A 10902-nucleotide genomic window follows, 5' to 3' on the forward strand; every position below is an offset into this window, starting at 1 on the left:
CATCCCTGTTCTTAACTCATTGTATTAACTCTTACCTCGCATGAATTTGCACGATACAAACTACGTCACTATGGTACCTGATATCCCACTTGAAAAATAGCCAAAATCTTTGTTGACTTGAATAGCCCCCCTCCATTAATTATGGTAACTTTTAATCTGTTTGCCGATGATTATAGAAAAGGACACTTTCTTGAAAAAAAGGATTGCTGTAATTGGCTCGGGAATATCCGGTTTAGTGAGTTGCTATCTTTTGAGCAAAGACCACGATGTGTCATTATTTGAAGCCAATGACTATCTTGGTGGTCATACCCATACAATACCAGTTGTTATGGAAGGAAATTTATACGAGATTGACACCGGTTTTATCGTTTTTAATAAAAAAACATACCCCAATTTCTGTAAGTTGCTCGAAGAATTAAACGTTGAAATTCAACCTAGTGAAATGAGTTTTAGCTATCGCTCTGATTATATGGGACTTGAATACAGTGGTCATAATTTAAATACACTGTTTTCAGAGCGCAGAAACCTATTTAAATTTGACTTTTACCGCCTGATTAAGGACATTCTTTCATTTAACCACGATGCAAAAAAATTCTTGACTAGAAATCACGATCTCGAAATAACAATCAATGACTTCTTAACAGAAAATAAATATTCGAAACAGTTTAGGGAGTCCTATCTTATTCCCATGCTCGCTGCGATTTGGTCTAAAAATAAAGAGGATACGCTGAATTGCTCTGCTGTCTTTATTTTAAAGTTTTATGAGAATCATGGGCTTCTGGATGTATTTAATCGTCCTCTGTGGTACGTGATTAAAGGAGGATCAAAAAACTACATCGATCCGATGATTCAAAAGTTTAAGGATCAAATTTACTTAAACGCTAAGGTCGAAAAGATTAAAAGAGAAAATAATAAGATCACCATACTAACAAATTCCACAGAACATGTATTTGATGCAGTCATTTGTGCAACTCATAGCGATCAAGCTTTGATGATGCTTGAGAAACCGACACCAGAAGAAATCAACGTCTTGTCCTTAATCAAATATACTGAGAATGAAGTAATACTTCATAGGGACCGAAGTGTCATGCCCAAAAGGACAAGAGCCTGGGCAAGTTGGAATTACCTCGATAATGAAAGTACGGCTCCCACACTCACTTATTATATGAATCGATTACAATCAATTCATTCAAAACATGATTTTTTCGTATCGGTTAATCTTGCAGGCGGAATTGCTGAAAATCAAATAATCCAAGCATTTAAATATGCGCACCCCTGTTTGACTGTAAATGCATTAAAAGCACAGAAACAAATGAATTTGATTAATGGAGTCAATAGCACCTACTTTGTAGGCAGCTATTGGGGTTATGGTTTCCATGAAGATGGGGTGAATAGTGCAATCCACACCTGCAAACTAATAGGAAAATAGATGATTGAACATCTTATTTTTACTGGACAAGTGAGACATCGTCGTTTCTACCCAAAGCGGCATCAATTTTCATATCACTTATTCATGTTCTGTTTTGACGTATCGAGGATTAGCGATACCTTCAAAGACATCCAACACGTATCCATAGAACAGTTTAATTGGTTTTCATTTAGACGAAAATATTATCTTAATGAATCGACTCTACCCCTGGACGAATATGCCCGCCAGTTGGTAATGAGCCGGTATGGAACTTGGCCTAAGGGAAAAATCTATTTATTAACCCAATTGAGTTGTCTAGGATATTGCTTTAACCCCATCAGTATTTATTTTATCTTCGATGAAGCGAATCAAAATGTGGACTATTTAATTTTGGAGGTTACCAATACACCCTGGGGGGAACGTCATAATTATATTCTTAAACATTCAGCCAAACCTAAAAATGATGTCTATTCTTATCAATTTCATAAAGAACTGCATGTATCCCCCTTCATGTCCATGAATTATACTTATCAACTGAATTTAAAATTAAATAAACAAAAAATAGTTGTTCATATGGAGAATTTTAGTGAGGGAAAAAAGGATTTTGATGCGACATTAATTTTGGAGGCTCAGAATACTTCGTCATTTAAGAAGGTAGTCTGGAAGTATCCGTTAATGACCTATAAAATTGCGACTGCAATTTATTGGCAAGCATTAAAATTATGGATCAAGGGTGTTCCATTTCATGCACATCCAGGCTCAAATAAAAGGACATAAAATGGATCAAAATAATTACTTATCCTCTGTGAGTGAAAGATTTTGCAAAAAAGTCTTTTTTAATTTACTAAATGGCATCACACATGGGAGAATCCAAGTTACTGATCAAGAAAGCAGCTATTCATTTGGTCAGGAACAAGAAAAAAATGATTTAATTGCTGCCATTAATATAAATAATTCCAGTGCTTATAGAGCAATCCTCATGGGGGGGTCTATTGGGGCGGGAAAAAGTTATATCGATGGGGATTGGGATACAGACGATCTACAAAAATTAATCACGCTCTTTATTAAAAATGACTCCCTATTCAATAATATTGAAAGTCCCATCGCCCGTTTATCCAGTTTGATAAGAACGATAAACTATAAATTAAAAATTAATTCAATTCATCGAGCCAAAGAGAATATTTTAGCCCATTATGACTTGGGTAATGAGTTCTTTAAATTAATTCTCGACCCCTCAATGATGTATTCATGCGCTCTTTATAAGCCATCCAATATCAGTTTGGAGGAAGCGTCCATGAAAAAAATTCAAGCTATTTGTAATGCATTGCAACTAAAATCCGGTGATCATATATTGGAAATAGGAACTGGATGGGGAGGTTTTGCTTGTTATGCAGCCCAAGAGTATGGCTGCAAGGTAACCACAACAACCATTTCAGAAAAACAATACCACTATGTCAAAGAAAAAATCAGTCAATTAGGCTTAAATAATCAAATTGAATTATTAAAAGAAGACTACAGAAAGCTTGCGGGACAATATGATAAAGTCGTTTCAATCGAGATGATTGAGGCTGTTGGACATAAATATTTTGATACTTTTTTTCAGCAATGCAATCAGCTTCTTAAACCTGATGGTTTATTTTTCCTGCAAGCAATAGTCATTAATGATCAAGCCTATGAAGCAGCAAAAAATGAGGTGGATTTTATTAAAAAATACATTTTCCCTGGTGGCTGCTTACCTTCGGTTTTTTCCATAAATAAATCAATTGCCAGTAAAACTACCATGCAATTAATGTCATTTGAAGATATAGGGCAACATTATGTTTCTACTTTGAAAGATTGGCATAAAAAACTTTTAGCGAACAAACAAGAAATTCTAGCACAAGGATTTTCCGAGTCTTTTATTCGAATGTGGGAATTCTATTTTTTTTATTGTGCTGCAGGATTTCAGACCAATTATATTAGCGATATTCATGCTTTGTGGCGCAAGAGACGATGAAGACATTACATTACCTGATTCATACAGTTTCTTACTATGTAGCCTGGTTTGCATGCATCATGCTTGCTGCTCGCGGCTATGCGTGGATAAGTTCTCTTACCGTTGTTGCTTGTGTTTTATTGCAATTGTATTGGCAACATCAAACGGAAAGACCCCTACAAGGACTATGGCTTTTATTAGCAATTGTCGTCTCTATCAGTACCCTAATCGATAGTATTCTTGTTTATAAAGGAATTGTAATTTATTCAGCAAACCCCTTTTCCCCGTATTTTACTTCTCCTTGGATGATAACTATATGGATAAGCTTTACGGTCGTTTTATATGCCACCTTAATTAGCCTGTTTGAGCACTTACTTTTACTGGGGTTTTTGTCATTTTTAGGTTTTGCCTTGGCGTTTCGCATTGGAGAAAGTTTAGGTGCTGCTTTTTTTCCTTACGGCAGCGATATAACTTCTATTTTGATTGGATTGATATGGTCTTGTTTATTGCCATTTTGCGTCTACTGTTATCAACGGGTAAAGGATAAATAAATAATGTATGCGATCGGCATTGTAGTAGTATATCTTATTTTACAAATGAGTTTCATGTGGAGCTTATATCGTATTCTAAAAAACCCCTCTGTTGTAGACGTTTCATGGTCCTTAGGATTAATGGTTTCGGGCTTAATTTACTTAAGTTTCACTCCTTTAAGCACGCGTACTTTGATTATTGCCTCCCTTCTCATAGTATGGGCTCTACGTCTTGCGTTTTATCTGTGGTACACACGCATAAGAAAAGGACATGTTGACAAACGTTATATCGAACTCAGTACAAATTGGAAAATAAGCCCCTCTCTTGGTTTTTTTATCAATTTCCAGCTCCAGGGGCTACTCATTCTAATCATTTCAAGTGTATTTTTTCTAATTAGCAAGTCAGGACTGACTCATATTACTTTGTTAGATAGCATTGCATTTTGCATTATTTTAGCAGGAATCATAGGAGAGACTTTGGCAGATTTGCAGCTGCAACATTTCAAAATACGACACAAAGGAGAAGTGTGTAACGAAGGTTTATGGAATTATTCTCGTCACCCCAATTATTTTTGTGATTGGTTGAGTTGGATGGGGTTCGCCTTATTTGCGATACAGTCAAAAATGGGGTATCTAAGTTTGATTTCGCCTTTAATGCTTTATATTATTTTCACCCGTATGACTGGTCCCTTGACCGAAAGAGGCTCTATCCAATCGAGAGGACAAAAATACATCGCTTATCAAAAACAAACCTCAATGTTTTTCCCTTGGTTCAAGAAAAAAATCGATTCTGAATGAAAGCCGCAAATAGACTACTCAAACCACATAGTACCATTCCCCAAATAAAATCAATTAGGGTTATTTTCCAAGGCCAGTTTGCAAGGATTGAGTAATTAGTAAAATCATAAATCCCATAGGTCACAAGACCAAGTATTACTCCCCCAGCTAATGCCTGTAGGTAATTACCTTGCGCGCCGGGTAGAACAAAATAAAGAATGCCTAAGGCAATGCAAACATAAACAACTGCTGCCGCCCACCAAATAGGCGCCATCCCCTCACCCGATTTGCGTAACAACATGCCGATGTGTTCTGCATAAATATTTTTGGCAATGAAGCCTAACCAAATCATATCCAATATAAAAACACAAAGCATCGTCAAGAAAAAAAGGCCTATAGGTTTCATCTTAGCTCTCCCTTAATATCAACTGTTACTTTTGGGTCAAGTTCTGCTCTAATACAGATTTAGGTACCGGTTTTACATCCCAGACAATACCCATTAGTTCTAAAAGTTTGATTAAGTAATAAGTAACGTCGATTTCCCACCATCGAAAACCCTGGCGTGCTGATGCGGGATAATGATGGTGATTATTATGCCAACCTTCACCAAGCGTAATCAGGGCGAAGAAAAGATTATTTTTGCTATTGTCCGACGTTTCATAACGTCTTGTTCCATACACGTGGCACAGAGAATTGATAATGACAGTGGTGTTAAATAATGCCACTAAGGAAATACTAAAGCCCCAAATGAGCATTTCACCAATTCCGGTATCCCATTGAGGCGCATAAGATTGCAGCATCCATCCGATAATGAAAAGAACTAAAAACAACAATGCCGGCATTAATACATCATAACGCTCAAGAAAAACCAGTTCAGGATATTGCTCCAAATCCCTAACTCGTTCCGGATTGTAGTGGTAATGTTTTTTAGTAAGAAACCAGCCTACATGACTCCACCAAAAACCATGTTGTATTGGGGAGTGTGCATCTTCTGGCATGTCAGACACCATATGGTGCTGTCTGTGATGAGCAGCCCACCATAAAGGACCGCGCTGAGCAGAAGTCCCGGCAAGGGCTGCAAAGATAAATTGCCAAAAACGATTTGTTTTGAAAGTTTTGTGTGAGAAATAACGGTGGTAAAAAGCACCGATTGTGAACAAGCGAAAAAAATAGAGAATTACCGCAGTACTGACGGCAATCCAACTGAAACGTACATAAAAAACCAATAGACAACTCAGGTTAACCAAAACAAAAGGAGTCGCTCGCATCCAATCAATTTTATTTCCTAATGGCTCGTGCGGATTATAATTATTTTCGCTTACAATCCAACTGCGTATCAAACATCCTAAAGACTTCATCAAATTAATCCCTAATTCTGTACTAATCCCGGCTCTTAACTTATATCACTATTCGTTTATTAACAGCTAATTATTTTTAGTGCGCTTATACTTTGAGTGAAGTGGAATATAATCAAAAGCTTGCGCCCCGATTTCAGAGCCACATTCATCGTAAGTATTATCAGCGCATAGAAAAAATTCCTCTGCCCCATATTCTGCTGCTTGAGATATCGCCTCGTCTATAGAGTGGAAATGCCTTAGTTCTTTTCCTTTATGAATAAACTCATCGGAATCTTTAGCAAGAATTTCAACTATATATTCATGCAACTCGATTGGTGAGTAAATCAAAGCGATTGATTTGGAGCCACTCTTAGCCAGATTAAGTAAACCTTCGCGGGTTTGATTTGCCATGATTCAATTCCTCATGAAACTGTTTACCTTAAATTATAGCTGCTATTTTGCTAACGCACTCGACGCTTATCTAATGGTAATGCTCTTCTGTCTTACCTCTGAAAAGAGAATAAGCATATAAGGTATATCCCAGCAATATCGGTAACATAATGGCCACACCTACTAATATAAATGTGAGTGTCGAAGATGGGGCTGCCGCTTCCCAAATCGTAATCTGATGGGGAATCAAATAAGGATATACACTAATTGCAATACCGATATAAGAACACAAAAAAATGATGATACTGTAGATAAAAGGCTTGCGTTCATTATTAGAATTTAATGATAAATTTCTCCAGTTAAGGTAAATAACCCATGCAGTAATTAAAGGGAGTGGACTTAAGAATAAAAAATTGGGAAATTGATACCAGCGATTAAAAACCTCAGCGCTGTGCAATGGAGTCCAAATACTTACAAAAATTAAAAAGAAACTTACAGCAATTAGTAACCCACGGGCATAATGAACCATTTTGAGTTGAAGTTTGCCCCTGCTTTTGATAATCATCCATGTTGCGCCAAGAAGTCCATACCCGCTTACTAGAGCAATTCCGGTAAATAAGCTAAAAGGAGTTAACCAACTGGCCTGACTTATTGCCATTGTCTGAGGATTCAATGAGAATCCTTGAACAAAACATCCCAAGATGACTCCCTGAAAAAACGCTGCGGCAACAGAACCGATTGCAAACAGCCAGTTCCATACAGGCTTCGACTTATCCGCTTTAAATCGAAACTCAAAACTAACGCCTCGAAAAATCAAGGCAATCAACATGAACATGATCGGAATATAAAGAACAGGCAAAAGAGCCCCATAAACCTGAGGGAATCCGCCATATAATATAGCGCCGCCAAAAACAAGCCAGGTTTCATTGCCATCCCATACTGGAGCAATTGAATTCATCATCTTATCTCTTTCGCGTTCACTGCCGGTAAAAGGAAATAAAATTCCAATTCCCAAGTCAAACCCATCTAAAATCACATACATAATAACAATGAAAGCAAGTAATAAAGCAAAAATGAGTGGAAGCATTATTTTTTCTCCACATTTAAATCAGTCATGTATTGAAATGCATGGTGTTCAAATTGTTCTTTCTCAGTGACTTCAGGTCCTAAGCGAATGAGTTTGAATAAATAATACAGATAAAACCCAAAGACAACTCCGTAAGCAAGCACAAGCAGTATGAAGGAGATGATGACATCTTCAGCGCCGATAGCAGAGACAGCATCATGAGTTTTTAATAATCCATATACCACCCAAGGCTGTCTTCCAATTTCGGCAGTGAGCCATCCCGAAATACTGGCTATAAATCCGAGCGGCGTCAGTAAAAAACACCAATAATGAAACCATTTTGCCTCATAAATTTTGTTTTTGTAACGAAGGAATAATCCGGCAATTGCTGTAGCGAACATTAGCAGACCGATGCCTACCATAATTCTAAATGAGAAAAATACAGGAGCAACTCTGGGTTGTTGGTCAGGTGGCACCGAATCTAAACCAATCATTTTCCCATCCCAGTCATGAGTGTTGATAAAACTTGCAAGTTTTGGGATTTCAATAGCATAGTTATTTTGTTGTTGTGCCTGAGAGGGCCAGGCAAATAATACCAAAGGTGCACCTTTTTGAGTATGCCAAAGTCCCTCCATGGCTGCTGTTTTAAGCGGTTGGTGATCTTTAACCATGAGCCCTACCACATCCCCCACTCCAATTTGGACAGGGACGAGAATCAGAGCAGCCCAGAGTGCAAAGGACATAGTTTTCTTGGCTGCTTTCTCTGCTTTTTTGCGAAGCAAATAATAAGAAGCGACCCCCATGATGACAAAACAAGTTGTCACATATGAGGCTAAAATCATATGGATAAAACGAGGTATAAACGATGGGTTCATGACTACAGCCCACCAGCTGGCAACTACGTACTTCCCTGCAACCACCTCATATCCACTGGGTGTTTGCATCCACGAATTAGCAGACATAATCCAGAAAGCAGAAATGGTCGTTCCAATGGTAACTAGCAGGGTTGCAATGAAATGCACTAGTGGCGGCACTCTCTTCCAACCAAAGAGCATCACTCCCAAAAAGCCGGCCTCAAGAAAAAAGGCAGTTAGCGTTTCATAGGCAAATAATGCCCCTAGAACATTGCCAAATTGGGTGATAAATGGACCAAAATTCGTTCCAATTTGGTATGCAAGTACAATACCTGAAACGACCCCCATTCCAAAAGTAAGAGCAAAAATCTTGGTCCAAAGTTTACATATTTCAAGATAAATCGGATTTTTTGTTTTTAGCCAAAGAAATTCCATGATGACTAAAAAAACTGCCAACCCTAAATTTAATGTTGGAAATAAAATATGAAATCCAATACTAAAACCAAACTGGATACGTGACAAAATTTCCACAAGCATTTCATTACTCCAGACATGAACAACCCACCAGTTAATGAAGCCAAGAAAATCAAATTAAAAAGAGTAATTTCTTTATGAAATATATTTCTGCATTTTAAAATGCAGCATGGCTGCATTAAAGTTCTAGTAGTAAATTATCGTATATGTAAAATAAATTAGCAAATATAAAGGCGTCATTTTTGTATTTGTTTTAGCAGTAAATAATCTAAACCTCAAAACAAAAGTAAATTGCGTGAACTCCTGCCTTGAATGAAAATCTATCCATTGTAACGCGAGAGAGTATCTATCAAATGATATTGAACTTTTAAACTATATCAAGCATAGTGAATCTAATTCTCTTTTTAGTGACTATTTACGATGGCTAGCTATTTGATTATTGCTGCAAGTAGTGCGATTGGGCAATCGGTTACCACTTTGTTGACTCATCGTGGCGATAAGGTATTTACAACTGCAAGAGATAACCACAAGATTAATCCAGATTTTTTACTTGATGCCAGTGATTTCAATGCAGTCACTGAGGTTTTTCGTAAAATAGACCGCCTTGACGGAGTTGTCAACTGTGCAGGCTCATTACTTTTGAAGAGTGCTCACACGACTACATTTGAAGAGTTTCAAACCAGCATTAATGCCTCATTAACCACCGCATTCGCAACAGTTCGTGCTGCTGGTTTAATGATGAGAAATGGCGGATCGGTAGTATTGATTTCATCAGCAGCAGCATTAGTTGGGCTACCCAATCATGAAGCAATTGCAGCAGCCAAGGCAGGGGTAATCGGTATCGCTCAATCTGCGGCAGCTACTTATGCCCCCAATAATCTAAGAGTTAATGTTGTAGCTCCAGGTATGGTGAATAGTCCACTAACTGCTTCGTTATTAAATAACACATTAGCTTGTAACGCATCAAAAATGATGCATCCTCTTGGACGTATAGGAACCCCTGAAGATATAGCCCAGGCAATTATATTTTTACTCAATCCTGAGAACAGCTGGATAACAGGACAAGTTCTTGCAGTCGATGGGGGCTTGAGCCACGTGCGTCCGAAGTTGAAAATTTAGATTAACTAATACAAAACACCTTATGACAAAACTCTGCATTATTTTAGGCGATCAATTGAGTGAAACTTTGTCTGCGCTTAGCGAAATCAATAGGCATGATGACGTCGTATTGATGTGTGAAGTTAAAGAGGAAGCTACTTATGTCAGTCATCATCCTAAAAAAATTGCTTTTTTATTTTCCGCCATGCGCCATTTTGCCCAGACATTAAGGGAGAAAGGATATTGCGTCCGCTATATCAAGTTTGACAATCCACACAATCAGGGAAGTCTGACCAAAGAGTTGATTCGAGCGGTTGAAGAGATCAAACCATCAGCAATCATTCTTACTGAGCCTGGGGAATGGCGGGTTCTGAAGATGTTTGAAGAATTGAAAAAAAAATTGACTGTTCCCCTAACTATTTATGAGGATAACCGCTTTTTATGCACAACCAATGAATTCAAACACTGGGCTGAAGGCAAAAAACAACTACGCATGGAGTTTTTTTATCGGATGATGCGTCAAAAGCATCGTATTTTGATTGATAACCATGGAAAGCCTATCGGGGGTTCTTGGAATTATGATGCACAAAATCGTAATCATGCAAAACACATTCACGCATTTCCTGAGCGTTTGGAGTACCCAGAAGATAGGATTACTGCTGAGGTTATAAGTTTGGTAGCAACACATTTTTCCAGGCATTTTGGACACTTGCGCCCCTTTACCTTAGCAGTCACCCGTCAACAAGCACTGAGCGAAGCAAATTATTTTATTGAAAATTGTCTCGTTTCTTTTGGTGACTATCAAGATGCAATGCTAACTAATGAAACAACTTTATATCATTCAAAACTGTCGTTTTATCTCAATGCAGGATTGTTATTACCGAAAGAATTATGTCATATGGCAGAGCAGGCTTACCTGAAACAACAAGCACCTCTCAATTCGGTAGAAGGATTCATACGTCAGATTCTGGGCTGGCGCGAATACATACGCGG

General features: G+C 37.8%; 12 protein-coding genes. 7 read left to right on the forward strand and 5 right to left on the reverse strand.

Annotated features, from left to right (window positions below):
- Window positions 1–190 precede the first annotated feature (190 nt).
- From KYQ_RS10605 to KYQ_RS10625, 5 genes are read left to right on the forward strand one after another with little or no spacing between them, the layout of a single operon-like run.
- Complete coding sequence (locus KYQ_RS10605) at window positions 191–1429, forward strand: NAD(P)/FAD-dependent oxidoreductase (protein ID WP_010654247.1); 1239 nt, start codon at window positions 191–193, stop codon at window positions 1427–1429.
- Window positions 1430–2185 (forward strand): DUF1365 domain-containing protein, encoded by a 756-nt coding sequence (locus tag KYQ_RS10610; protein ID WP_010654248.1) that lies wholly within the window; start codon window positions 1430–1432, stop codon window positions 2183–2185.
- Between the two features lies 1 nt (window position 2186).
- Complete coding sequence (locus KYQ_RS10615; protein WP_010654249.1) at window positions 2187–3404, forward strand: SAM-dependent methyltransferase; 1218 nt, start codon at window positions 2187–2189, stop codon at window positions 3402–3404.
- The gene (locus KYQ_RS10620) at window positions 3401–3934 is read left to right on the forward strand and encodes a DUF2878 domain-containing protein (RefSeq protein WP_010654250.1); all 534 of its coding nucleotides are present in this window, start codon (window positions 3401–3403) and stop codon (window positions 3932–3934) included. Before KYQ_RS10615 ends, KYQ_RS10620 begins: the two co-directional genes overlap by 4 nt.
- A gap of 3 nt (window positions 3935–3937) precedes the next feature.
- Window positions 3938–4711 carry a DUF1295 domain-containing protein gene (locus KYQ_RS10625; RefSeq protein ID WP_010654251.1) on the forward strand — a complete coding sequence of 258 codons (774 nt, stop codon included), beginning with the start codon at window positions 3938–3940 and terminating at the stop codon, window positions 4709–4711.
- Here KYQ_RS10625 and KYQ_RS10630 read toward each other — a convergent pair.
- The 5 genes from KYQ_RS10630 to KYQ_RS10650 all read right to left on the reverse strand — a co-directional run bounded on the left by KYQ_RS10630 (window position 4686) and on the right by KYQ_RS10650 (window position 8874).
- A complete protein-coding gene (locus KYQ_RS10630) occupies window positions 4686–5096 on the reverse strand; it encodes a DUF2177 family protein (protein WP_010654252.1) in 411 nt (136 codons plus the stop codon). The genes KYQ_RS10625 and KYQ_RS10630 overlap by 26 nt on opposite strands.
- A 25-nt stretch (window positions 5097–5121) precedes the next feature.
- Window positions 5122–6048, reverse strand: coding sequence for an acyl-CoA desaturase (locus tag KYQ_RS10635; protein WP_010654253.1), 927 nt, complete (start codon window positions 6046–6048; stop codon window positions 5122–5124).
- A gap of 66 nt (window positions 6049–6114) precedes the next feature.
- A complete protein-coding gene (locus KYQ_RS10640) occupies window positions 6115–6438 on the reverse strand; it encodes a hypothetical protein (RefSeq protein WP_010654254.1) in 324 nt (107 codons plus the stop codon).
- A 70-nt stretch (window positions 6439–6508) separates the two neighbouring features.
- Window positions 6509–7504, reverse strand: a complete 996-nt coding sequence (gene cydB, locus KYQ_RS10645) for a cytochrome d ubiquinol oxidase subunit II (RefSeq protein WP_010654255.1) — start codon at window positions 7502–7504, stop codon at window positions 6509–6511.
- Entirely contained in the window at window positions 7504–8874 is a 1371-nt protein-coding gene (locus tag KYQ_RS10650) for a cytochrome ubiquinol oxidase subunit I (protein WP_010654256.1), read from the reverse strand. Before KYQ_RS10650 ends, cydB begins: the two co-directional genes overlap by 1 nt.
- A 357-nt stretch (window positions 8875–9231) precedes the next feature.
- Between KYQ_RS10650 and KYQ_RS10655 the strand changes: the two genes are divergently transcribed.
- Both KYQ_RS10655 and KYQ_RS10660 read left to right on the forward strand, forming a co-directional pair.
- Window positions 9232–9930, forward strand: a complete 699-nt coding sequence (locus KYQ_RS10655) for an SDR family NAD(P)-dependent oxidoreductase (RefSeq protein ID WP_010654257.1) — start codon at window positions 9232–9234, stop codon at window positions 9928–9930.
- 22 nt (window positions 9931–9952) lie between these two features.
- A partial coding sequence (locus KYQ_RS10660) for a cryptochrome/photolyase family protein (protein ID WP_029489030.1) occupies window positions 9953–10902 on the forward strand: 950 nt, incomplete at its 3' end.

It is taken from the genome of Fluoribacter dumoffii NY 23, from assembly GCF_000236165.1.
Lineage (GTDB): Bacteria > Pseudomonadota > Gammaproteobacteria > Legionellales > Legionellaceae > Legionella > Legionella dumoffii.

Coding starts and splice junctions, on each gene's coding strand:
- cydB (WP_010654255.1), bottom strand. CDS start 7,504: ATGCTTCCACTCATTTTTGCTTTATTACTTGCTTTCATTGTTATTATG.
- KYQ_RS10630 (WP_010654252.1), bottom strand. CDS start 5,096: ATGAAACCTATAGGCCTTTTTTTCTTGACGATGCTTTGTGTTTTTATA.
- KYQ_RS10620 (WP_010654250.1), top strand. CDS start 3,401: ATGAAGACATTACATTACCTGATTCATACAGTTTCTTACTATGTAGCC.
- KYQ_RS10655 (WP_010654257.1), top strand. CDS start 9,232: ATGGCTAGCTATTTGATTATTGCTGCAAGTAGTGCGATTGGGCAATCG.
- KYQ_RS10625 (WP_010654251.1), top strand. CDS start 3,938: ATGTATGCGATCGGCATTGTAGTAGTATATCTTATTTTACAAATGAGT.
- KYQ_RS10610 (WP_010654248.1), top strand. CDS start 1,430: ATGATTGAACATCTTATTTTTACTGGACAAGTGAGACATCGTCGTTTC.
- KYQ_RS10615 (WP_010654249.1), top strand. CDS start 2,187: ATGGATCAAAATAATTACTTATCCTCTGTGAGTGAAAGATTTTGCAAA.
- KYQ_RS10640 (WP_010654254.1), bottom strand. CDS start 6,438: ATGGCAAATCAAACCCGCGAAGGTTTACTTAATCTGGCTAAGAGTGGC.
- KYQ_RS10635 (WP_010654253.1), bottom strand. CDS start 6,048: ATGAAGTCTTTAGGATGTTTGATACGCAGTTGGATTGTAAGCGAAAAT.
- KYQ_RS10650 (WP_010654256.1), bottom strand. CDS start 8,874: ATGCTTGTGGAAATTTTGTCACGTATCCAGTTTGGTTTTAGTATTGGA.